This window comes from Myxococcales bacterium, assembly GCA_016699535.1.
Taxonomy (GTDB): Bacteria; Myxococcota_A; Polyangia; order Polyangiales.
The window spans coordinates 592,455-616,599 of the sequence record CP064980.1; the positions used below are offsets into that span (position 1 = coordinate 592,455).

General features: G+C 50.8%; 20 protein-coding genes. 14 read left to right on the forward strand and 6 right to left on the reverse strand.

Translation table 11 applies throughout. The annotated features are described in order from the left end of the window. Positions 1 to 71: 71 nt before the first annotated feature. A complete protein-coding gene (locus tag IPJ88_02980; protein ID QQR90718.1) occupies positions 72 to 1,526 on the forward strand; it encodes a hypothetical protein in 1,455 nt (484 codons plus the stop codon). 12 nt (positions 1,527 to 1,538) lie between these two features. Here IPJ88_02980 and IPJ88_02985 read toward each other — a convergent pair whose 3' ends face one another. The 3 genes from IPJ88_02985 to IPJ88_02995 all read right to left on the reverse strand — a co-directional run bounded on the left by IPJ88_02985 (position 1,539) and on the right by IPJ88_02995 (position 3,396). Continuing rightward, positions 1,539 to 1,958, reverse strand: coding sequence for a biopolymer transporter ExbD (locus IPJ88_02985; protein QQR90719.1), 420 nt, complete (start codon positions 1,956 to 1,958; stop codon positions 1,539 to 1,541). A gap of 8 nt (positions 1,959 to 1,966) precedes the next feature. After that, positions 1,967 to 2,689, reverse strand: a complete 723-nt coding sequence (locus IPJ88_02990) for a MotA/TolQ/ExbB proton channel family protein (protein QQR90720.1) — start codon at positions 2,687 to 2,689, stop codon at positions 1,967 to 1,969. Positions 2,690 to 2,772: 83 nt separating this feature from the next. After that, positions 2,773 to 3,396 carry a TlpA family protein disulfide reductase gene (locus IPJ88_02995; protein QQR90721.1) on the reverse strand — a complete coding sequence of 208 codons (624 nt, stop codon included), beginning with the start codon at positions 3,394 to 3,396 and terminating at the stop codon, positions 2,773 to 2,775. Here IPJ88_02995 and IPJ88_03000 point away from each other — a divergent pair. Together IPJ88_03000 and IPJ88_03005 are read left to right on the forward strand one after the other, a co-directional pair. Next, complete coding sequence (locus IPJ88_03000) at positions 3,391 to 4,827, forward strand: PEGA domain-containing protein (protein ID QQR90722.1); 1,437 nt, start codon at positions 3,391 to 3,393, stop codon at positions 4,825 to 4,827. The genes IPJ88_02995 and IPJ88_03000 overlap by 6 nt on opposite strands. Positions 4,828 to 4,886: 59 nt before the next feature. Beyond that, positions 4,887 to 6,281 carry an FG-GAP repeat protein gene (locus IPJ88_03005; GenBank protein ID QQR91949.1) on the forward strand — a complete coding sequence of 465 codons (1,395 nt, stop codon included), beginning with the start codon at positions 4,887 to 4,889 and terminating at the stop codon, positions 6,279 to 6,281. A gap of 326 nt (positions 6,282 to 6,607) precedes the next feature. Here IPJ88_03005 and IPJ88_03010 read toward each other — a convergent pair whose 3' ends face one another. After that, on the reverse strand, positions 6,608 to 7,528 hold the full coding sequence (locus tag IPJ88_03010) for a transposase (GenBank protein ID QQR90723.1): 921 nt from the start codon (positions 7,526 to 7,528) through the stop codon (positions 6,608 to 6,610). Positions 7,529 to 8,140: 612 nt separating this feature from the next. Between IPJ88_03010 and IPJ88_03015 the strand changes: the two genes are divergently transcribed. Further along, positions 8,141 to 9,553: a sigma-54-dependent Fis family transcriptional regulator gene (locus IPJ88_03015; protein ID QQR90724.1), complete on the forward strand. Its 1,413-nt coding sequence runs from the start codon at positions 8,141 to 8,143 to the stop codon at positions 9,551 to 9,553. Positions 9,554 to 9,564: 11 nt separating this feature from the next. Here the strand turns inward: IPJ88_03015 and IPJ88_03020 are convergent, their stop codons facing one another. Further along, positions 9,565 to 9,942, reverse strand: a complete 378-nt coding sequence (locus IPJ88_03020) for a sulfurtransferase (GenBank protein QQR90725.1) — start codon at positions 9,940 to 9,942, stop codon at positions 9,565 to 9,567. 142 nt (positions 9,943 to 10,084) lie between these two features. Here IPJ88_03020 and IPJ88_03025 point away from each other — a divergent pair, with 142 nt between their 5' ends. The 8 genes from IPJ88_03025 (at position 10,085) to IPJ88_03060 (ending at position 20,521) form a co-directional block, all read left to right on the forward strand. After that, on the forward strand, positions 10,085 to 11,071 hold the full coding sequence (locus IPJ88_03025) for a serine/threonine protein kinase (protein QQR90726.1): 987 nt from the start codon (positions 10,085 to 10,087) through the stop codon (positions 11,069 to 11,071). Between the two features lie 42 nt (positions 11,072 to 11,113). Continuing rightward, positions 11,114 to 11,800, forward strand: coding sequence for a Crp/Fnr family transcriptional regulator (locus IPJ88_03030; GenBank protein QQR90727.1), 687 nt, complete (start codon positions 11,114 to 11,116; stop codon positions 11,798 to 11,800). Positions 11,801 to 12,026: 226 nt separating this feature from the next. After that, positions 12,027 to 12,413 carry a twin-arginine translocase TatA/TatE family subunit gene (locus tag IPJ88_03035; protein ID QQR90728.1) on the forward strand — a complete coding sequence of 129 codons (387 nt, stop codon included), beginning with the start codon at positions 12,027 to 12,029 and terminating at the stop codon, positions 12,411 to 12,413. After that, positions 12,410 to 13,201, forward strand: coding sequence for a twin-arginine translocase subunit TatC (gene tatC, locus IPJ88_03040; protein ID QQR90729.1), 792 nt, complete (start codon positions 12,410 to 12,412; stop codon positions 13,199 to 13,201). Before IPJ88_03035 ends, tatC begins: the two co-directional genes overlap by 4 nt. Before the next feature lie 8 nt (positions 13,202 to 13,209). Next, positions 13,210 to 14,157: a MoxR family ATPase gene (locus tag IPJ88_03045; protein ID QQR90730.1), complete on the forward strand. Its 948-nt coding sequence runs from the start codon at positions 13,210 to 13,212 to the stop codon at positions 14,155 to 14,157. Between the two features lie 99 nt (positions 14,158 to 14,256). Next, on the forward strand, positions 14,257 to 15,225 hold the full coding sequence (locus IPJ88_03050; GenBank protein QQR90731.1) for a DUF58 domain-containing protein: 969 nt from the start codon (positions 14,257 to 14,259) through the stop codon (positions 15,223 to 15,225). Continuing rightward, positions 15,222 to 17,363 carry a DUF3488 domain-containing protein gene (locus IPJ88_03055; GenBank protein ID QQR90732.1) on the forward strand — a complete coding sequence of 714 codons (2,142 nt, stop codon included), beginning with the start codon at positions 15,222 to 15,224 and terminating at the stop codon, positions 17,361 to 17,363. Before IPJ88_03050 ends, IPJ88_03055 begins: the two co-directional genes overlap by 4 nt. An 8-nt stretch (positions 17,364 to 17,371) precedes the next feature. After that, positions 17,372 to 20,521: a tetratricopeptide repeat protein gene (locus IPJ88_03060; GenBank protein QQR90733.1), complete on the forward strand. Its 3,150-nt coding sequence runs from the start codon at positions 17,372 to 17,374 to the stop codon at positions 20,519 to 20,521. Positions 20,522 to 20,545: 24 nt separating this feature from the next. Here the strand turns inward: IPJ88_03060 and IPJ88_03065 are convergent, their stop codons facing one another. After that, complete coding sequence (locus IPJ88_03065; GenBank protein ID QQR90734.1) at positions 20,546 to 21,883, reverse strand: serine/threonine protein kinase; 1,338 nt, start codon at positions 21,881 to 21,883, stop codon at positions 20,546 to 20,548. 206 nt (positions 21,884 to 22,089) lie between these two features. On the opposite strand from IPJ88_03065, the gene IPJ88_03070 reads away from it, so the two are divergent. Then, positions 22,090 to 22,755, forward strand: a complete 666-nt coding sequence (locus IPJ88_03070; GenBank protein QQR90735.1) for a ribulose-phosphate 3-epimerase — start codon at positions 22,090 to 22,092, stop codon at positions 22,753 to 22,755. A 2-nt stretch (positions 22,756 to 22,757) separates the two neighbouring features. Continuing rightward, entirely contained in the window at positions 22,758 to 24,143 is a 1,386-nt protein-coding gene (locus IPJ88_03075) for a sigma 54-interacting transcriptional regulator (GenBank protein QQR90736.1), read from the forward strand. Positions 24,144 to 24,145: the final 2 nt, after the last annotated feature.

Here is a 24,145-nt window from a genome sequence, read left to right on the forward strand (position 1 = left end):
AATCATTCAGTTAACGTCCTGGCACTGTCCTTGCATTTGTATCGCTCTAAGTTCAAGGAAAGCTGTAAACAATGCGACATTTCACTACACAGATTTTAGCAACCCTACTCGTATCCATCATTGCGTGGAACTCCGTGGCCTGTAGTTCAGAACAGGGCGGCGATGATTACGATTCAAACGCCGGCGCAAGTAGCCTCTTCTCTGCACCCATGCCCGCAGCCGTAGTGAGTATCTGCCGGCCTCTTGTTGTCGCCACCTGCCATGAAAAGCAAGACACCCCAAACAATTGCGTTGATGAAAACGGCACTCCCAAGGATAACTTGGCGTATTCAAAATGCAGTGCTCTTACGGCACAACTACTCAATAAATTGAAGCTTGAGGATGGCGTCCTTTGGAGCATAGCTGCCAGTGAAGCTCTATCTCCGCTGTTGCTTACCATGGTTGGCGCCACCGCCGCTCCCAGCATAGCATCTTTAGCAGCAGAACTGAGCGCGGGCATTACAGCTTTTCTGACAGGCCTTGGCATAGCTACCGCATCGGTGGCACTTGGGCTAGTTGCTATATTATTGGTCGCCACCATCATTGCTATCGACATCCAGTATTACTCGATGTACGGCGTGTCCTGGCCGGCTGTCTTTGAGTATGCCGTGAATAACACAATGCCGCTGGCAGGTCTTGGTGGCCTTACGATGTTCAAACATCTGCTTGCTCCGATTACCTATGCTATCAAAAAAGTTGATCAAAGCGATCCTTCGGTTTCATCGCTTACAACATTTGTTACCACTGTCGGGGAGTACTCCGTTGAACAGGCCATCACAAAAGTTTCTGGTATAGGACAGGACTTGACGACCACTGGAGATGCCGTTGATGAGGCGGAGCGTTTAGTCAGACAACTCTTTGATCAAAACGATCCAGAGGGCGACCCCGATCCGGATAAGTTACAAAAACTGGGGGAATTTTTTATTCAACTCGGTACAACTCTCATTACGATTGCAGATCAAATACGCAGAAAGCAACTTGAGCAAACACGGGAGACCAACCCTTGTAGCGAGCGCATCGCCGCCTTTTATATGGAACCGCGCGGGATCAATCAGATCGCCGTTTGTGCGGAGAATCCCTCAGGACCCGACAACCCTGGCTCACTCTGGGTAAAGGATTTGAACCAGCCGAACCAGCCGGCTGTCGAAGGTCTCGCAAACACCCTAGGGTTCCAAACGTTGACGATGCCACTTGTCCAAGTGTTTCCTCATAAGACGAAACCCGATCGTGTTACGACAACACTAACGGTATACAATATAGGCTACGCGAATGTTTCTTTTGCAAACGAAGCAATGTCCATTGCTCCTAATACCGTCTTAGCACGACCCTTGGGTAAAGATTATGCGCACGATATAATTTACTTGAGCCGAGAAAACACTTCGCAACCGACAGATCTTCGTGTCGAACGATTCAACTTTTGGCCAAGCATAGATATCCGACCGGTAACTCTACAATTCAGTAATTTTTACACGGACACTGCCCAGTAATTGATTTTGCCCTTATTCCGTCTCGAGCGGGTCGGTGACTAGGCCTAGTTTTTCGATGCCGGCTTTGCGGACGATGGCTAGGATCTTGGCGACGAGACCGTAGGGGACCTTTTCATCGGCGAAAACATAAAGTTCTTTTTCACGCTTGAGACGCTCGTTATTGCTGAGGACTTCTTCAAGCCGATCAAAGGGAACTTCGGATTCACCGAGGTAGACTTTTTTATCAACGCTTACCGAGAGCAGAAGTTTTTCTTGATCAATATCCATACGCGGCGCATGGGCGTTGGGCAGATCTACCGAAACGCCTTTGGTCATCAGTGGCGCGCTCACCATGAAGATGATCAAGAGCACGAGCATTACGTCGACAAAAGGCGTGACGTTGATTTCGCTCATGGCCCTGCGGGAGCCGCCGGAATTGCTGGACATGCCCATCTATGGCCTCACGATGCTAAAAAGTGCCGACGCACGATGTTGAGAAAGTCACTTGAAAAACCGCCCATGTCGCCTTCAAACAATTGTATGCGCCTGAGGAAATAGTTGTAGGCCATGACGGCTGGAATGGCTGCTGCCAGACCAAGCGCGGTTGCAATCAACGCTTCGGCAATGTCGCCACCGACCACATCAAGGCTTGCGTTGCCTTGCGCGCGAATCGCGATGAAAGAGTTCATGATGCCCCAGACGGTGCCAAACAAACCAATGAAGGGTGCGGTTGAACCGGTCGTGGCAAGGAAAGAAAGCTGATTTTCGAGTTGCTGAAGTTCTTTGTTTTGAGCGCGGCTCATGGCCCGATCGATGTTATCAAGACCACCACCCACAGGAGGAATGCTCCCGGGCGGGATGCTGCCGCTCTTTGGACCCGAATCACCAGCGATGCGCGCAAGCTCAACGTAGCCCGCATGAAAGATCTTGGCGATCGGTGATAAGCGAAAGCTGCCAAGTTGGCCATAGATGCTTTCAAGGCGGGTGGCATCCCAGCTGCTGCGCTGTCCTCGACCCCAAAACACTTTTTGAAATTGACGGCTAAGGCGCCCTGCCGTGCCAAACTGCTTAAACTTTGCGCCGATAATAAACCAGCTAATCACCGACATGATCATCAATACCGACATGACAAATTTTACGACCAAGGAGGCTTCGGCCACCAATTGCCAAACATTCTGTTGCATAGGCATTTTGAAGCATGCTCCCTTCCCTTGTGTCAACGCGCAATGGGTGGAATTGATCGCTGCTGCGAAGCAAAAGCTTGTTCTTACAGAGCTTGGACCGCACGTAAAAGTTTCTTTTCGCTGACGGTGCCTACCCAAGAAGCTCGAATCTTGCCCTGCCGATCGATCACGTAAGTCGTAGGAATCGTCTCGACTTTGTAGCTTTCAAGCGAAGCTGCTGGAGCCATGGCAATGGGGTAAGTCATGCCCAGTGCCCTGCCGATTTTAACGACATTGCTCAGTGGCGCTTGATCGACTGTCACACCAATCATCGTCACGTTTTTACGCTTGAGTTTGAGATAGGCTCGTCCGAGCTCGGGTGCTTCTTTGCGACACGGGCCGCAGTAGGTGCCCCAAAAGTTTAAGATCACTGCTTGATGCTCGTGCTTGGCAAGATCAAAGACAGCACCGTTATCCAAGCGAAGCTTTAAAGGTGGAGCCGCTTGCCCTTCCGGAAGCACCGAAGGCCAGGCGCGATGAATCACAACCGCCAGAAAAACCGCAAAAAGTAGAAAGCTTGGCCATTGCTTGATCCAATTTTTCATTTTATCCGAAAAAATTGCCTTGGACACGGCGCTAAACTGCACCCGAGATGCCGGATAAGCAAGGCTTATTCGGCCAAAGCCTTGACGAACAGCATGCAAGAGCGCGAGAGTTGCCAAATGCATCGTTATTTCGGGTTGTCCGGCTCTAGCGTCGTGTTTTTATTGCTCTTAAACAGCTTGTTTGCCTCGAGCACCTTTGCTCAAGCATATCAAGACAAAGCTGCGCTTGAAAAAGCCAGACAGTTTATGGAGCAAGGCCAAGCTTTCTATGCTCAAAACGAATACGCCAAAGCCGCAGAGGCTTTTGATCAGGCTTACGAGGCCCAACCGTTTTCGGCTTTTCTTTACAACGCAGCCATCGCCCATGAGCGAAACAAAAACTACGCCAAAGCCGCCGATCTTTTTGAAAAATACCTTGATGGCGAGCCCAGTGCGGAAGATGCCGCAAAGGTAAAGCAGCGCATTGAATTGCTTCGGGCTGCTTCGGGCGAAGGAAAAAGCAATACGCAGAACGCTTCGCAACAAGCAGTCGATCAAGCAGTTGCCACGCGCTTTAAGTCGCTGATCTCTGTTCGCACTCGTCCAGAAGGCGCTAGCGTACGTATTCGCAACGCAAAACGTGTTATGGCTCGCGGTAAAACACCTTCAGCGCACACTCTTGAGCAAGGCGATTACGTGGTGGTCGTGGAACATCCGGACTACCGCACCGTTGAAATCCCCGTCAGCGTGCAGGCCGGTAAAGTCTATATCTTGATCGCAGAGATGAGCCAAGGTGAGTTTTTAGGCACGCTTAACGTGATCACCGAAGTGCCCGGCGCCCAAGTGTTTATTGATGATAAAAAAGCAGGAGCTGTTGGCAACACACCGTATTTGACCGTACTGCCCGCGGGTAAACACACCGTATGGTTAGAAAAGCCTGGCTTTCAGCCCTCCATGCACCAAGTCGAATTTGCAGCTGCTGAACAGAAAAAACTAAGCATTGCGATGAACCGGGTTGAGCACGGCCGCATCCAAGTGGAATCCAATATCTATGGTGCTGAGGTTTATGTGGACGATAAGCTCGTTGGCACCACGCCTTACAAAGGCGATGTTAGCGCTGGCGCCCACACGATTCGTCTTGAGGCCGATGATAAAAAAGACTGGGAAGGACAAGTCACTGTGTTGCGCGGTCAGATCACGCCCTTGCAAGTTTATCTTCACAACTCTGCAGGCCGAGCAAGTGCATGGACCATGGCAATTCTTGCAGCAGCCTTTGTTGGCACCGGTGTTGCCGCAGGCATGTGGGCCGGAAGCGTTGAAGACAGTCTTAAAGCCGATCAACGCGCAGGTGTGCTTACTTCCGAAGATTCACGTTACTTGAAAGGAAAAGTACTGGCCGTTGGCGCGGATGTGCTTTTTGGTTTTGGGGCAGTCTTTGCTGCATTTTCGATTTACAACTTTCTTCGCGATCCCTATCCCGACTCTGAAGCACGTATTTCAAAACCTAAGGATTGGGCACTCTTACCCTATGCATCCAGCAACGGTGGCGGCGCCACACTTCAGGGGAGTTTCTAATGAACCAACTAAAGCACATCTCCCTTGCACTACGTTCACTTGCTTTGCTCGTGTTGATCATGCCTCTTGGTGCTTGCGACCCAGGCGTTTTTGATAAGCTACAGGACAACACACCCATTGTTGATTTGCCAAGACCGGATGAGTTTCAATTCAATGCTTACGGCAGCCACCTTTATGCTTACCGAGGCGTATTTCAATCGCAAAGCGTCTCCCGATTGGCGATGAACTCAGGACAAGGCACCGGCATCCGTGTGAACAAAGCTTGGGATGGCACAGGATTTTCTCTGACTAAACAAGCTCTTGAGCTCTGTGCAGGCGCACTCGATTGCGATTCGAATCAAGGCACTTCGTTTGCTTATCTTCCACGTTGGCAAAACGATACCATGTGCTTTGCCGCCTTTGGACCTGAGCTGCCAGGCACACGAGCTGAAGCCAACATTCTCATTGAATGCGAAAGCAATCTCGTTGAGACCATGGTGATCACTGGACCTGCTGAGATTGGCTTTGGTCTTTCAGCGGCCAGTTTGCCTGAAACAGTTCATGATCTCGGCATGGCTCTTGCCGGTGCACCTTTTGCAAACAGTAACGATGGCCAGTTGTTAGTTATTCCGGATGCAGAGGCTGCTTTGCCAGTCACTGTCTTGCCTGCCGAAAGTTATGAAACGCTTGCTGGAAAACTTGGAAGCAGCGTCGCGGCGGCCGAGTTTGGCGATGGGCAAGCCATTGTTGCCGCCACACTGCCAGAGATCAATCGAATCATCGTGGGCGTGATGGACAAAAACGACAGTACGCTTTCGGTGCGCGCTTGCATCGATGGCAACATTGATTGGACTCCTCAAGAAGTTAAGCTGGCCAATATCAATGCCGAAAGTGGTTCAGGCACAGCTCAGACCGATCTCATTGTGCGCGTCGATAGCGATGGGAACGGCGTATCCGATCGGATTGAAGTGTACGATGGCAGTGGTCTGCCTGATGCAGAAGGCTGCAATCCTTGGTTAACAGAAACCACTCTTGTGGAATGTGCCGACGCTAAAAACGAAGACATCGTTTGTGCGAGCGCACGCTTTGCTGCTGCACTTGATACGGGCGATATCAACGGCGATGGTTTTGATGACCTTGTGGTGGGCGCTCCAGGAAGCATCATCGACGGACAGCTTGATGCAGGCAGCGTGATCGTGTTTCCCGCGATTGTCCGCGCTACAAACGGTAGCCTTGCGTTTGGCGAGGCCGTTACTGTCAGTCATCCTTCACCAGGTACAGGCGATCTATTGGGCAGCGCCGTTGCAGCACTGCCCTCAGGGAATGCTGATTACGCTCGCGCGGAAATTGTAGGCGGCGCACCAGGCGCAAATGGCGGAGTCGGACAAGTCTCGGTGTTTCTTTGCTCAGGCCTGCTTGCCGATCAATCTGGCTCCGCAGGCCTAGACGCCCGCTGCGCTCCCAAGGCTCCCTAGCACTAGTCACGATTTAGCGGTTGTGCACGTCTTCAAGAAACTAGAATGCTCTTACGTCGCCTGCCGAGGCTGGCTGGAGTTTCGTCATCGCCGATCTGGTTTATGTTGCCCTAAAGAGGCTAAAGTAAAGAGGTGCCAACGACCTTTGGTGGCAAGGCGGAGGAAAAAGTCTTTTGGCTTTTGAACGCTTGAAAACGACGGTCAAGTTTACTCGGCTCTGACCTTCGTTGCTTCGATGCAAGCCCTTGCGCAGGGTTGTTTTTCTTTTGAAGTGGGTTTTGAACGCAGCTATCCCTTGGACCAACCTTTTTGGGGAAGCCTGTCTCTTAGAAACAGAGTGTGGCGGTGATGGTTTCCCGACCATCGAAGCGCACAGGATAGCGTGTGGGCGGGAAACTTCCCGGAGGGAAAACGGCCTCTAGCCAATGGCCTTGAGCGACGCACTTCGCCCCTTCTCGGAAGCTTTGAACGAAGCGATGCCATACCTCATCAAACGCTGCTCGTAGCTTGGGCTCGGTGCTATGACAGCGGGGTTGCGAACTGCGCTTGGGGTTTTTAGGCCGGTCGCTGGCTTTGATGCGCTTGGCTTTTGCGCTGCTAAGCAAAGGTTTGCCTGATGCTTGGCGCTCTTGCTTCAAACGCAGCGCATCGCTTTTTAGCTCCTGCTCAAGCATCATGCGCCATGGCTCTGCCAGAGGCGCGGTGCGCAAAGAAATCCTCTTTTCAAAAGCCTTACTTTTTTTAGGGCATCCCGCCTGCCACCACCGGCTTCGGTTCATCCAGCAAAAGCTTCTGCTTTTGTTCTGGAAGGTTTCAGGGAAACTGCTCAGTCCGGCGTACTGCCCTGCTTGGCTTACCAAACTCGCTTTGACAGGATTGTTTAGGGTGTAGACCATGCGTTCGATAAAGGCGCCTTCATCGAGGATAGGTATGGCGCTGTAGCGACGCTGAAACATAGGGCCATTACGGCCAAGGTGGCGATTGATGTCTCGGGCTAGTATGCTTTGAAAACAGGCCATGAAATCGCTGAGGTTGCCCAGGGGCGCACGAAGCACGAAGTGAAAATGGTTGGCCATAAAGACGAAGGCGAAGAGCTGTATTTCGTAAGTGGCTACTGCTTTGGCGAGACATCTGCCAATGATTTCGTTGACCTTCTTGCTTGGTTTGAGGAAAAAACGCTGCTCAAAGGTGCGGTTGGTCACAAAATAGGCTTCTTCGGGCAAAAGACGACGTAGTGGGCGCGGCATGCTTGTTTATCGGCTGAACCACCCTTCGGTTTCCTCATTTTCATAAAAATGTGCTTGGCACCTTTGAAGGCACCTTTGAAGGTTTTTTCCGCCTTCCAGAGATCATGCAGGGATTCACGCCGCTACTTCTGTCCTATGCAGCCGTTTTCATTCCTTTTTTCGTGGGGATACCTCGCAGCTTGGCACCTTTGAAGGCGATCATCCCCCGCGGCTTTTCCACGTTTACCAAGGTGATGAGGCTGCAAAGATAGCCATCGATGACTTTGGCGCTCCGCGCTGGCCAAACGGCGCCGATTGGTCAGCAGATGCACTCTATCGCGAACTTCAAGAGCAGGCGGACAAAGCAACGGCTCAACAAGGCTAAGAGCCTTTCGTGTTTTAGAACTCCCGTTAAAATGACACGCAAAGCTTCCTTGCGGTCTGCGGCATTCTCTGTGTCTTGCGCTGTTGGTAGTCTTTAAAGATCAGGAGCAGAACCCGTCTTTGGGACCCACTCTGATTTTGTGCAATGGAATTATGCCAAACTTGTTTGGTCTAACCATTTTTTGCTGCAAAGACCCTTAATGTAGGGTGCATTCTGCGGCAAAGGGGCTTAGGCTTTTGGGTTAAGAGATGGAAGTAGCAAAACGTATATTACTTGCTGATGACGAAGTGAACTTGAGACGGGTTTTGTCTGCGCAATTGCAGCGCGACGGCTTTGAGGTCACGGTGGTAGATCACGGCCAAGCCGCCATCGATATGCTAAAAGCCCAACATGTGGACGTGGTGATTACTGATATGCGTATGCCTCACGTCGATGGCATGACCTTGCTTCGCCACGTTAATGAGCACTACCAAGGCATTCCGGTGATCATGATCACAGCACACGGCACCGTGGATACTGCGGTCGAAGCGCTCAAGCTTGGCGCTTTTGATTACATCACCAAGCCTTTTGAACGCGAAGAGTTCCGTCATGTTGTTGCTAAGGCATCACGCACCAGTGCGCTTTCCCAAGGTGATGCTGGGCGGGAAACCATGAGCACGACGCGTGAAACACTCATTGGCAGTTCGGCTGCCATGAACCAAGTTGCGCAGGTAATTGAACGTGTCTCAGATACACCGAGCACCGTACTCATCACGGGAGAAAGCGGCACGGGTAAAGAACTTATTGCGCGCATGCTGCATGAAACAGGCTCACGACGCGATAAACCTTTCATTGCAGTGCACTGCGCAGCCATTCCTTCTGAGTTGATTGAAAGCGAACTTTTTGGTTACGAAAAGGGCGCGTTCACTGGCGCTGTCACGAGCAAACCAGGACGTTTTGAGCTCGCGCATGGTGGCACCCTGTTTTTAGATGAAATCGGCGAAATCCCTTTGCCTATTCAGGTCAAACTGCTGCGTGTGCTTCAAGAAAGCGAATTTGAACGCGTAGGCGGAATTCGCACCATTAAAGTAGACGTGCGTCTTGTGGCTGCAACCAATCGAGATCTGCAAACTGAAATCAATGAAGGCCGTTTTCGTGAAGATTTGTACTATCGGCTCAACGTGGTGCAAACACGCCTTCCGCCTTTGCGTGAACGCAAAGAAGACATCCCTTTATTTGTTCAGCATTTTATCGCCAAGTTCAATGAACGTTTGGGCAAACAGGTTTCTGGGATTGCGCCTGAGGCCATGGCAGTGCTTCAAGATCATGGATGGCGAGGCAACATCCGTGAACTCGAAAACGTGATGGAACGTTGCGTGCTTTTTTGCGACGGCGACCTCATTCAGGTGGACGCTATCCCTCAAGAACTGAGCCAGAACATCAGCAGCTATCCACCGCGCAATTCGTCCTTTCCCAGCAGTCCGGGGGATCTCAGTTCTCCAAATCTCGGTCTAAAAGATGCGGTGCGTGAAGCTACACAGCGCATTGAACGCGATATTATCGTCCAAGCGCTCGAACAAACGGACTTCAACGTCACCCACGCCGCTAAGTTATTAAAAATCTCACGGAAGAGCCTACAAACTAAAATGAAAGAATTCGGTCTGCGCTCCGACCGTTCGTAAATCCTCGAAGATCACTTGTCGATGGGGAGCTCTTGGTCTTGCCACGCTCTGAAACCACCGGCCACGGACCAGACACGCTTGTAACCCATCAGGATCAGGTTTCGCGCTGAAAGGGCCGAGCGATAACCACCGCCGCAGTACAAAAGAATCTCGGCTTCTTTGTCGGGAACCTTTGCTTCGATATCGCGTTCGAGAATCCCGCGACCAAGATGCGTCGCATGTTTAGCATGCCCAGCGGCAAACTCACTTTCTTCGCGAACATCAATCAAAAAGATCTTTGTACCGAGCGCCTCGTCTTGGGCTTTACGCCATGCCTCTTGCACACTGCATTCGTTAATATCTTTCTTTGCCTCGGTGACTAAGGCTAAAAACCCTGGGGAATGATCCATAATTACAAGATTTTAGCTGAATCATCGCCGCGCCACAACCTGCTTTTTTTCTCGACGAGCCGGCTCATCTCGGGGTGCATCGAGCTGTCGTGTTTGCAGTTTTTTTGACCTACATTGTCTCCACATTGGATCGTAGCGTTACATGTCACACACACCGGACAATGAACGCTCAAATCTGCGAGGCACCGTCCTTGATGGACGCTATCATATGGGCTCCTGCATTGGCGTAGGCGGCACAGGCCTGGTGTTTGAGGCACAATGCGTTGAGACGGGTCATGAGTTCGCTGTAAAAATGCTGCAATCGCGTTTTGCGACCAATCCGGACCTTTGCCGACGTCTTCGTCGTGAAGCACAAGTTGCCCGAACAGTGGCCCACCCAAGTGTTGTTACCGTCCACGATCAGGGGCTACTCAGTGACGGCTCACCCTATGCTGTCATGGAGAAAGTATCTGGCGAGAGCCTTTCGCGCTTTTTTGATCGTTTTCAAGTCCTCGATCCCCAGCACATGGCTGCCATTGGCATTCGTATCGCCGCTATTCTTCACCGCGTGCATCGACTCGGCTACACCCACCGTGATCTGAAACCCGAGCATGTGCTTTTGGATCGCACCGCCGATGGAGGATTAAAAGTTCAACTGCTGGATTTTGGTGTTTGTGCTTCACTAACAATGTCACCGGAAGAGCGGCGTTTGGAGCAAGGTCGTGTTTACGGAACGCCTAACTTTGTCTCACCTGAGCAAGCGTCGGGTAATCCTTTTGTCGATGGAAGAGCGGATATCTTTTCGCTAGGCGTGGTACTCTTTCAGGGACTTACGGGTCGTCTTCCTTTCACTGGATCGCACGTACCAACCCTGCTTAGCCGCATCATGCTCAAAGATGCACCACGCGTCGAACTGATTGCCCAGCACATTGATCGCGACATGGACGCTATCGTTGCCCGCTCACTGGCACGGCGCCGCGAGGAACGCTTTCAGAATGCTCGCGCCATCGCGCGTGCCCTATCCTATCATGTGCCTAACCGGGCGCAGGTCGAGCAGGAAGTTGCCTCAAATCTTCAACTTGCCCGCGATTCTGAGCAATTCCGACCGACTTTTAGCGATCAAGAATCGCAAGCCATTGTAGCCGCCTAATGCTCTTTCGGTATTTAGGAACAGGGCTTAGACTCGGGCATCATGTCCGTAGCGCACTCCCATCATGCTTTGTGTGTCTTGCATTGTCCTTCCGCTCAGAAAAGCGTATTTGAATCGCTTTCGCACCAACATCAAGAACGGTGTTTGTTTCGTTACGAAAGCCTAGCGCCGCGAGATCAATTGCCGCCCGCTTGGTTTGAACGTTTTGCTTTCGGACTGGTCCATTCTGGAACTGTGATTCGTCAGCGTATTGATGCCAATGGCAACGCAACCTCGGTTGATATTGCCTGCGCAGGTGCTCTATTGCCACTTCATTGGCCTCTGTCACACACACAAGAAGATATCTCTTCCAGCGGTTACGCGGTAAGCCAGCTCAACGTATGTCTACTTCCCCTGGAATGGTTTGAAAAGCAAATAGACAGCAATCATCAAATCGAACACGATTTGCTTCGGCTGCAATCTGAAGCCATGGAACGCATGGAACGACTCGGTGACGCTCGCAATCGTGGAAGTGTTCAAGAAAAACTGGCAACATTGCTTTGTGCGCTTGCAGACACGCTTAAGCTCGAAACGCTTTTACCGGAAGGTTTACAACAAAAAGATCTGGCTGTGCTCCTAGGTGCTCGTCACGAAACGGTATGCCGTGTTCTAAAAGACTTTGAACAGCGCGGCGCTATCCTACGATCGAAAGATGGAATGCAAATCGACAGAGCTTTATTGATGAGCTAGTACTACCTTATCCCTCGATAGCGTATTTTCTGGGACTTCACATGATGCCGTCAGCGACGATGACTGCCAGCTCAGTAACGCAGCACACCTGAAAATCGCCAATAAGCGTCGGGTTTTCTTCTCAGCCAAAGCCCCTCGGTACGGCCCCTAACGCCGATTCCGATGTAAGTGATTGTAGTTACACCATTAGTGTCTCCTTTTTCTTATCTTTTGTTACACTTGGGACATGTTTGGTGTGAGTTCCGGCGAGCTAATCGTCATTGCTATCATTTTGCTCATTGCAGTAGGCCCTGATCGGATGCCTACTCTTATGAAGGCGGGCGGACGTGCCATTCGCGAGTTTAGAAAAGCAGCCACCGAACTTCGCAAAACAACTGGGATTGACGAGCTCTTAAGAGACGATGATTTTCGAGCACCAATGCGCCCACTAGCGCGTCGTCTTCCAACCACAGTTAAAGATAAACCGGTTCAAGAGCAACCTACACCAAAACCTTCTGCTCTGCGTTCACTGAACGCCGAGGAGCTTGAACAAGAAGAGCCCATCCAAGGCGTGGATGTTGCCTATCTTGAGGCCGCAACGGAAACGCCGGAGCAAAGGGAGCCTAAAGCGTGAGCAACGAAGCTTTGCCAAACACCCCCGAGAACGAAGTGGAGATGGGATTCTTCGAGCATCTTGGCGAACTGCGCACACGCATGATCCGAGCCTTGTGGGGATTTTTGCCTTGTTTTTCATTGGCATGGATATTTAGAGAACGACTTTTGGATCTACTCGTGCAACCGCTAGTCGTGCACTGGGCCGATCGCGGCTTGGGCGAGCCCCAACTGCATTTTGCAAACCCCGTTGACCCTTTTGTAAACTACGTAAAAATCGCGCTTGTCTTTGGATTGCTTTTGGCAAGCCCTTGGGTTTTTTGGCAGCTTTGGGGTTTTATTTCGCCAGGCATGTACCGGCATGAAAAAAAGATAGCGATTCCCTTTGCCTTTGCCTCTACCTTGTTCTTCGCTGGTGGCGCCCTGTTTGGCTACTTGGTTGTTTTCCCTGGGGTGTTCGACACCTTGCTTGCCTTTGCCGGCCCCTTGCCAAGCGGCACCGTAAAACTAACGCCCACTATTATGATAGGTGAGTATCTTAATTTTGCGACGCGTTTGTTGATTGCTTTTGGTGTGGTCTTCGAAGTACCTGTTGTGGTCACTACCATTTCGCTTGCGGGATTGGTGACTGCAAAACAGCTTCTGCAATTTGGTCGCTGGTGGATCGCTATCGCCGCCATCGTTTCCGCTGCGCTTACGCCACCCGATGTCGGCTCTCAACTCATCATGCTGGGACCCATGATTGTGCTTTACTTTTTATCGGTAGGCATTGCTTTCCTGATCGAAAAGAAACGAAAATCTAAAGGATAAAGGATACCATGCTTGCTCCCAACGCAACTCAGGTCGCTCAGCAAATCGTTGCCAATGTCAGTCGAGCGCTTCAGGGCAAAGAAGATCGTGTTGAACTTGCCGTCGTCGCTTTGCTCGCGCGAGGACACGTCCTTATTGAAGACGTTCCTGGTGTTGGAAAAACAACGCTTGCGCGCTCTTTGGCGCAATCGATTGCGGTATCGTATCGACGTGTTCAGTTCACTTCCGATATTCTCCCCGCCGATGTTTTAGGAGGCAACGTCTACAATCAATCCACTGGAAGCTTTACCTTTCGGCCGGGTCCTGTGTTTACGCATGTGTTATTGGCCGATGAAATCAACCGTACGCCTCCTAAGACCCAAAGCGCACTTTTAGAAGCCATGGCAGAGCGCCGTGTGTCCATCGACGGTGAAACACGCGTCCTTGAAGAGCCCTTTTTTGTGGTAGCGACCCAAAATCCGCGCGAGTTCTTTGGAACCTATCCGCTCCCGGAATCCGAACTTGATCGTTTCTTGGTGCGCATTGAACTTGGCTATCCTCCGCAAGATACCGAACGCGCGCTCATCGCAGCTCAACGCAATCCGGCAGCTCACGCGGATCTCCAAGCTGTCGTCGAACGCCAAGCCCTACTGATGGCACAAGATGCTGTGGATGACGTGAGCATGCAAGACAATGTGATTGATTACCTTCACGCAATCATACGGGCCACACGAAGCACCCCTTTACTCGAGCTTGGCGCATCAACACGCGGCGCGCTTGCGCTAAGCCGTGCGGTGCGTGCTTATGCGCTTATCAAAGGCCGAAACTATGTATTGCCCGACGACGTCAAGCGGCTTGCTCCTGCGGTTTTGCCGCACCGCATTCGTCTTGCAGGTTTCCAAGATAGCATGCCATCACGAAGCGACGCCATCGCCGTCATTGACGACTTGATGAGCCATATCCCTGTCCCTTTGTAACGCATGGTGAATTTGAAGAACAACTTGCGTCAACATCATCAAAGCGACGTGCATACCCCTCATCGTTCTTCAGTGGACAAGTCAATCAAAAGAGCAAAAGTGCCGCGTGGTTGGGCCGTACGCAAATGGCGCATGACACGCGAAGGTAAAGTCTTTGTGGCTATGGCGTGCATGGTTGGGCTTGCTGCCGTGAACACGGGAAATAACCTCGTGTATCTGGTGTTTGGTTTCATGCTCACGCTCATGTTGCTAAGCGGTGTTTTGAGCGAGCTTGTGTTACAAGGCATGGGCGCCAAACGTCTGCTCCCCACACACTGCTATGCAGAAAAGACATTGTTGGTTCAGGTTGAAGTCTTCAACAAGAAAAGGTGGCTGCATAGCTATTCCATTGAAGTTGAAGAACTCGGTGCTGTTTCACAGATTTATCTTCCCAAAATAGCCCCTCGCGGCGCGGAGCGCGCGGCCTACCAAGTCACCTTCTTGCATCGAGGGTACTGTCGCTTTGAAGGGTTCTGGCTGAAAACGCGATTCCCTTTCGGCTTGGTGGAAAAAAGCAAGTTCGTTCAAAACCAAGAAGACTACCTTATCTTTCCAAACCCGATTCCTCCGCGCTTTATTCCGGAGCGATCGTATGAACTTGGGGACACCCAAGAGCAACAACGTAAAGGCTCCGGCAACGAAGTTTTTGGCTTGCGTGAATATGTATCGGGCGATGAAGCCAATCGCATTCACTGGCGCAGGTCGGCATCGCTCGGACAACTGGTTGTTCGCGAGCGTCAGCAGAGCAAACAAAAGCAGCTTTTGTTTGTACTCGATCCGCTTGAGCCAGAGCACGATGCATCCGTATGGGCCGAGCAATTTGAACGTTCCGTCTCCGAAGCAACGGGGCTTGTCATGAGTGGAATCAGCCAAGGGCAAAGCGTGTGCCTAAGCATACGAGGAGATAAAAACTACTGGGCTAACCCAACAAGTGGCACAGAGGCCATCCTGACACTTTTGGCAACAATTGAAGCAAAGCAAGCCAGAGATGGCATTAAATTGCCAGAAAAACCGACAGGTCTGTCATGATGCAGGCAAACCCATCAGCCCTGCGTTTTCAAGACGCGCACAAGCTGGTCACCTTTATGATTGCAGGGCTTGGGCTGGTTGCGCTTGGCATCGGCGATATTCTTTCACCTTTGTTTAAAATTTTTCTGTTTGTTGCCTTTATCGCAAGTTGGTTTGTTCCCAGAACATGGATTCGTTCAACCCTCTATCAGAAAAGCTGGGTGGGCGGCCTGATCGCTTTGTTTGCTGTGCAAGTCTTACGCGGACTAAGCGGTCAGAGCTTGCTCATGGTCACCGTTGAGTTTTCCGCTTTGCTCCAAATCTCCCGTCTCTTCAATCGACGTGGTGCCAAAGAAGCACAGCAAGTGGCGGTCCTTGCTTTTTTGCATTTGATCGCTGCAACTGTTCTGACGACATCGATATCTTACGCCTTGGTCTTTGCAGGCTTTGTCTTTATTTCGCCATGGATGCTGTCTTTATCGCATCTGCGTGCCGAAGTAGAAGCGCATTATCCGGATGCTGAAAAACACGAAACGGACCTGCTTAGCAGCTTGGATCGTACGGGCGTAGTCTCTCCTCGTTTCTTAGTAGGCACCGCTGCCATGGCCTTGCCTATTTTGATTGCAACAGGACTTTTCTTCTTTGCTTTTCCTCGTGTTGGACTTGGGCTGTTTAGTTTTGGTTACGGGAAAAAACAACGCGTTGCAGGATTTGGCGGCGAGGTTGATCTGGGCGAATTTGGAGCTATTCGGAATGACCCAACCATTGTCGTTCGAGTATTTCCTGGACCGAAAGTACAAGGCATCCGTGCGGAATTACTTCGACTGCGCGGAACTTCATTTGACAACTACGATGGTCGGCGCTGGCGGCGCACCATTCAAAACACTGCCCGAGCACCGCACCGATCGGAGCTCTATCCCATCATAGGCTTTCCAGGCTCCGATGCGCTGTCATTGCGACTTGAAATCGAACCCATCGAAGAAAACGTGCTCTTCATTCCACAAAATACCGTAGCGCTCCGCATCGCTCCTCAAATTCGGCATGGCATTGAAATCTATCGACAAATTTTACGCGGCTCAGGTCTCGAGTTCCGATACCTCAATCGACAAGAGAACGTCGTGAGGTACGAGGCCTTGGTCTCACCGTTGCTCGATGTAGTAGATATCGAGTATTTAGAAGAAGCTGAACGCTGGAAATATCTACAGGTCCCAGAAGGTCATGAGCGTTTAGTCGCGTTTGCAAAAGAGCTGAATAAAACACACTCAAGCGCTCAAGAAAAAAGCAAGGCCATCAAAGAGTATCTCCAAGACTCTCGTAATTTTACTTACGTTGCCGGCGCTGAACAAGACCCCGGCGATAAGCCTTTGGAGTATTTTTTATTTGAAAGCCATCGTGGTCATTGCGAGTATTTCGCAGCGGCACTTGCGATCATGCTTCGCGCGGTCAACGTTCCCACTCGATACGTGACGGGTTTTCTTGGTGGCCGCCGCAACGATTACGGAAATTATATTGCAGTCCGGCAAGGTGATGCGCATAGCTGGGTTGAGGCCTATATCGATAACAAGGGATGGATCTTGCTCGACCCCACGCCCGCAGCCCGAGGCTCAGTCCAGGTTGAATCAGGTATGATGGCGCAATTTAGAGCCATGACGGATGCGCTGCGCGCACGTTGGGCCAATCACATTGTGGCGTATGACATGCGAAAACAGTTGCGGCTTTGGGATCAACTTCGCCAAGCGCTGCACAAGCTATCCAAAAAAGAGACCACGCAAGCTCCGCCCGGTGTGCAACCAAAGCAAGTAAAACACGGAACACCATCTTACGGCTGGCTGTGGCTCGTATTGCTTGTTGCGCTGATGAACACAGGGTTTGGATGGTTTCTGTGGAAAAGGCAATCGCGGAGCAAACAAAGCTCGCTCGGGCAGCAAAGAAGCGGCATTTTGTTCTACCAAAAAATCGATAAATGGCTCAAAGAGCAGGGAAATCCGCGCCCTGCCCACCGTACCCCAAGCGAACATGCCCTCTATCTTCAGAGCATTGGATTTGCGCGCGCAGAAACGGTATGTAAACTCACTGAACGTTACCTTCTGGCACGCTACGAGGGCCAGTCGCTGTCACTGCAGGAGCAAAAAGGACTTCTTCGAACTCTCGATCCTTAGTCTGTACCATGAGTAAATTTGCAACGCGCGCCAAACGCTTTTTTTCGGAGCGACAATACCCCGCGGTGGTACGCACTTGCCGAGAGGGGTTGCTTGAAAACTCGCGAGATGATGAGCTGCGTTTGCTGCTGGGCATGGCTCTTATTTATCTAAGCCGATTCCACGAAGCTCAAACAGAGATGAAGACTTTGATTGAGCACGGAACGCGAGATCACATAGTGTTTCGTGTACTCGGCGAAAGCCAGATCAATCTTGGACAAATTTCAGAAGGACTTCGTTCGCTGAAACTTGCCCTTAACCTCAAACCTGATGATTCCATCACAGAAGATTTACTGGATCACGGCAGAGAGAACTATCCGGACATCTGGCACAAAGTAGACGCGGAATCACTTACCATTGAGGATCGGCTAATCGACATACAGGCTTCCGAACGCACCCAAGTGGATCAAGCTCCGCAAAGCGCGGCTGCGGCCATGGCCAGTCCGCCCATCGTTCGCGAGACACGCCCTTACGCATCATCAAAGAACACGCAGCAGTTTTATGATGATGAAGATGCCCAAACTCTGGCCCGTGAAGCTCCTAGTGCAGAACTTCCAATGGCCAAAATTTCTTCGGATGAAGTAACCACGGCTAAAAATCCAGACGAGATGTTGACCATCGACAAACAACTGTCGAGCTCAGCGATCTCACCTCCGCCCCGAGCAAAAGGTTCGCTTGAAAACCCACACTGGCTGGAAGATGCGAAGGTGAGTTACCTTGTTCGAAGCAAGGATTTTTTCATTCGTCTTAAATCAAAGCTAAGCTTTTTGGCTGAATGGAAAAAGCGCGTTAAGGCTCCTTGGAACCGAACCATGGTGTTCACCTTTTCTGCAATCACGACCCTCTTGCTTTTGGCAAGCGTGGGCGCGTTTTTTGCCTTTCAAAGTTACGTGCAAAGACACTCCTTCGGGCAGGCTATGCAAATCGTGCAACGGGCAAGCGATAACGGCGACAAGCCGACCATTGAAGATGCCTTAAGTGCCTTGAATGCGCTCAACTCAGGAAGAAACGAAGTGCTGGCCATCAAGGCACGACTTTTCGCCACTTTACAACTCGAACACGGAGAAGATCAGCGTCATCAGATACAGGAGATGCTCGCAAGCCTTGGAAGCCGCGGTAAGGCCCTTGCCGACGCTCGCGTGGCGCTCTCTTACCTTTATCTTTCAAAAGGAGAAGTGATTGCTGCACGAAGCATTGTAGCCAATGCTTCAGCGCACGCTGAGCTTGAGCAAGCCGCTGAGGTCGCGCGCGCGCGCAGTCTCACTGCGCAAGCGGCCGGAGACACAACCCGCGCAGAGCTTGATGCCCGTGCAGCCGCTTTGAAGCGCAAAACATCTCCTCGACACGGGGCACTTGCAGCATGGCTTACGGCGCTTAACGGCGATAGCAGCGAAGCTTTAGCCAAACTGTCTGAAATTCCGGATGCACGACGCTCTCCAGAAGTTCGGGTAACACGTGCCAAAATTATCATGCGCTTCGGATCCAATCCACAAGCTGCCAGCAGCGAGGCCGATGAAGTATTGCAAGCTCTTTCTTCGATTGCCTCTCCCATGCAAAAGGCCTGGGCTCATTTAATAAAAGCAAAGCTAGCCTTAGACCAAGGACAAACACGCGTTGCCCTCAGGCACGCCACACAAGCTGCACGCCGTGGCCCCCAGTGGCAAGACGAGTTTGGCCTTAGCCTTGGGGAGGTTTTGGTTCGGGTTGGCGCCGTAGAACGAGCCAACGAAGTTCTCAAACACCTTCCTAATCTTGCAACCATGCCAGAGCGGCGAGCACAACTCCGTGTTGAGGTCGCGCTCAGTCTGGACGATCTTGAAAGAGCACAAGGCGCACTTTTAGCTGCTGGTCAAGGCATGAGAGCCAAAGTGCTGCGCGCTAAACTTTACGAGCTGCAACACGCTTATCCTGAAGCTATATCTCTATACGAACAGGCCATCAACGATAAGAACGAGGGCTCATGGGCTCTTTTGCAACTTGCGGCACTTGAAATGAAACGAGGTAGGGCTTCTCGCGCTATCAAATTGCTCCACGATGGCCTTAGTAAACAACCCGGTCAGCTTCAGATGCTAATGATGTTGGTTCAGGCTCAAATCGAGACTGGATCCCTTCGAGCTGCGGAAAAAAGCCTATCGGAGGGAATGAGTTTTTTCCCCGCCTCGCCTCAACTTCTTTCACTCAAAGCACTCGTTGCGTTAAGGAATGGGAAGATACACGAGGCTTTAGCCAATGCCAAAGCCGCCGTGGAAAGAGATCCCAACGATATTTCGCTCCAGATGCAATACGGCAAAATGGCACTTGCCATGGCCAAACTTCCGGAAGCACGCGCTGCGTTTTCGAAGGCTTTGGAGATCTCGGTCCACCACAACGAGGCTTGGCTCGGACTAGCACGCGTTGAAGCGACTTCCGGCAATTTTGATGCAGCATTGAATATTTTGCACAAAATAAAGGATAAAGCTGCTGACGACCCATCTTTTTTGGACGCTGAAGCTACTGTTTTGGTTCTGATCGGAGCAGGACATTCGGGTGCAGAGACACTATCGAGTTATCAAACCAAAAATGCTCATGTTTGGACATCGCTTGCTTTTCTTTGGCTTCAAAGTGAACAGTATGCGCAAGCCAATTCCGCTTTTACGCAGGCGATACGCATGGACCCAAATCAAGCTAATGCATGGGTGGGTTACGCAATGCTTTCTGTTGTTGAAGGCAAACTGGCTCAAGCTCGACGCTTTAGTGCAAGAGCTGAGCAATTGCTAAGGAACAAATCAGATGCTTCAGCCTTGGCGCGTGTATTGGCGGTACGTGCACGCCTTGCTTTCGAGCTGGGTGATTTTCGTAGCGCACAACAACTAAGCAACAAGGCTATCGAATACGATCCCAATTGCAGTTGGGCACATCTCGCACTCGCTCTTGTTGCTACCGAGCGCCACAGTGATAGCAAGGCATCTCTTGAATCAGCCGCAATGGCGACTGTGCCTCTGGCTGAGGTTTTCTCGATGTTGGCTCGAGAAGAAAATTCTCGTATGCGGCGTTGCGATCTAGCGCGACGCTATCTAAGTACTGCCCCAACCGGAGCCGACGCCGCCCAGATGCAAACCCTTGCTAAGAGCTGCTCTTGATAACCTGAGATTCGGAACACGGCACTAAGCGCCTAGCAGACCTAGCTTCCAAACAATCACGCCAATAGCAGCAAGCAAAACGACTACCATCACCGCGAGTACTCCCATATTTTTGCCTTTAGCGTCTGCTCGAGCACTGGGACGTTTTGATGGCGGCCTAGAAAGATTAACAGGCGCCGGTGGCGTGAACGCCTTACCGGTGGTGTTCGTCTCATCTTCAAGCAAGCCCGCCAGTCCTTCTACTTTTACGTCTCTCATGGGGAAGGGTGGCGCCGAAGATTTCCTCGAGGGATCGTCATCAAGAAGGTTTTCGCCCCAATCGCGTGTGTCGATGTGACCGCCACCGGCGGCGCCGGGTTTCAGGCTTCGTGAAGCCGCCTCAAACAACCTCGAGTCAAGTGGAATGGCTCCTGTATCGGAATTGCTTGGTTCAGCCACACCAATATCGGCAAGTGGATCAGAGAGATTATCTAGCGAAGTAAACTTTTGAAGCTCGTCTTGGATGAGGCGGTCAATTGCGCCTGCAGTAGGCACAGAAGGACGTGTTTGAGGGCTAAGCGATGTCGTATTGTTAACCAGATTTGCTATATCGTAAGACGTAACTTTTCGCTGATGACTAAACAAATAACCTGCTAGCGCATCACCCATGTCACGCGCACTTAAAAAACGCTCATCGGGATTGCGAGCCAACGAACGTTGAACGAGTTCATCTAAGGCAGAGTCAACTTCCGGGTTAAGCCTGCACAAGCTTGGCACCTGCGCCTGTTGTACAAGTTTGATGGTTTGGTAGTCGCTCTCTCCTACAAAAAGCCGTCGGCCCGCCAGCATTTCCCAAAGGATCACACCAAGCGCAAAGAGATCCGCTCGTGCATCCACTTCTTTACCGTAGGCTGCTTCAGGAGACAAATAACTAAACTTTCCCTTCACAACACCAGGGTCGGTTTTTTCAAGCTGTGTAGTGGCTTTGGCTAAACCAAAGTCGGTGAGTTTAATCTCGCCACGCCGAGTGATCATAATGTTTGGCGGAGAAACGTCACGATGAACAAGATGGACAGGGTTTCCGTCTTCATCAATGAGCTCATGCGCATAGCTAAGACCACGACAGGCTTCCATGCAAATATAAATTGCTTCATTGGTGGGAATGGGGCGGCGTTGTTTGCGGAGATCTTCAATGATACGCCGAAGGTTTGTACCTTCAACATACTCCATGACAATAAAGAAAGTCGAGTCTGCCGCACCGATGTCGAAGACGCTTACAATGTTTGCGTGATTGAGCCGGGCTCCAAGGCGAGCTTCATCGAGAAACATTTTGATGAATTTTTTGTTTTGAGCCAGATGAGGGAGCACACGTTTGATTGCCACAGGCTTTTAAAGCCCTGGACACTAATAGCCACGCCTCGGAATACTTCCGCCATGCCGCCCGCTTCGAGGCGCTCGAGGACCTTGTAACGCTGCTCGGCCATACCTTCCGCTATCCTTCCAAAACAAGTAGACTTGCCAGAAGATGATTGTTCATTGCTTCATTGGCATTTTCTGCCTCGGACTTCTACCATAAAAATATACACACCGTGTCTACATCGCAAAAAGCTGTCCATATTGCACCATCCATTCTTGCTGCTGACTTCTCGCGTTTAGGCGAGGAAGTGCAAGCTGTACAGGCCGCAGGGGCCGACCGCATTCATATCGACGTGATGGACGGCCGCTTTGTCCCTAACTTGACCATTGGTCCTGCCGTAGTGCGTGCTTTACGGGAAAAAACCACGCTTCCCTTAGATGTACACCTGATGATTGTGGAGCCCGAAAAGCTAATTGCTGCCTTTGCTGATGCTGGAGCTGATTGTATTACGGTGCATATCGAGGCCTGTAACCATGCACATCGCATCCTGCAATCCATCCATTCACTGAACACAAAAGCAGGAATTGCATTGAATCCTCATACCCCAATTTCAGGTCTACAGTACCTACTTCCCGAACTCGATCTCGTCCTTGCCATGAGTGTTAATCCCGGGTTTGGTGGTCAGAGCTACATTCCCCAAATGACCAAAAAAATCAGGGATATCCGAGAGATGCTTGATGTCAGCGGCTTTTGCATCGATCTTGAGGTCGATGGCGGTATAAAAGAGAGTAACGCTCAGGAAGTGCTTTCAGCCGGCGCAAATGTTCTCGTGGCAGGAAGCGCTATATTCGGTAAGACTAACTACCCTGAAGCGATTCAAGCCATCCGAGGAGCGTAGTATTGTATAAAGAGAGCACTGGCGAAACAAAGGTTAGCTCAGAAAAGCATCCGCACGACGACCCAAAAGCTCGCTCCCTGCCTAAAAGCATTCTTCGCTCGATCTCTACCTCCGGGACTGAAAAAGAGTTCTCAATTGATAAACCCAAGATGACTGTTGGGCGAAGCACTGTCTGTGACATCACCATTGATGATCCAACTTTGAGCTCGATTCATTTTGAACTAGAAACTCAAGAAAATCATGTTGTCTTACGTGACAAAAACTCGACCAACGGAACTTATGTTGGCGAACTTTGTGTACGCGAAGTGACTCTTTATCCTGGCGTAACTATCCAAGCTGGCGATAGCAGTTTTGTATTTGAGCCCACGAGTGAAGTCGTAAAGATTGGTCTTTCATCTGAGCACCATTTTGGAGAACTGGTAGGAAAAAGCGGCGTTATGCGCGAAATATTCGCGTATTTGAGTAAAGCGGCCTCAACGGATATTTCGATTCTTATTGAGGGAGAAACCGGGACCGGCAAAGAACTTGCTGCGCGTGGTGTTCACGACAAATCATCGCGTAAAGATGGACCCTTTGTGGTTCAGGATTGTAGCGCCATTGCCTCGAACCTAATCGAAAGCACACTATTCGGTCACACCAAAGGAGCTTTCACGGGTGCTATCCACGATCAAATGGGTTGTTTTGAGCTTGCCAATGGGGGGACCTTATTTTTAGATGAAATAGGCGAGCTGGATCTTAGTCTTCAACCCAAACTGCTTCGTGCTCTCGAGCGCGGTGAATTTCGTCGTGTGGGCGGCAGCGTGACTGTTTCCGTTGATCTCCGAGTCATTGCAGCGACCAATCGTGATCTACGTGCCTTGGTTGCAAACGGCCAGTTCCGAGAAGATCTCTATTTCCGTCTTGCTGGGGTGACAGTGACTATGCCGCCATTACGCACCCGCAAAAGTGATCTTCCCATGCTTGTTCAAAAACTTCTGCGCGATATTCAATCTCAACAACGAACCCAAAAGAAAAAGATTGAAATTAACGAAGATGCTCTCGTTCGCCGTCGCCAATACGATTGGCCAGGCAATGTTCGTGAATTAAAAAACACCTTAGCGAGAGGCATTTCAATGGCCAAAGGCGTTGTTTTAGAAGGCAACGACGTGACGCCTATTTTAAAACAAAGCATTCGCCCCTCTCCGATGGCTTTGGATATCGAGACCCTTTGCCAAGGTGAGCTCTCCTTTAAAATAGCTAAAAATCAACTCGTTGAAGCGTTTGAAGAGAGCTATGTGCAACATATGCTGGAGCTCCATGATGGAAACATCACAAAAGCTGCGAAAGCTTCTGGTCTAACGCGATATCATTTTCGAGAACTCGCCAAACGTTATTCTCTCAAAAAGTGACC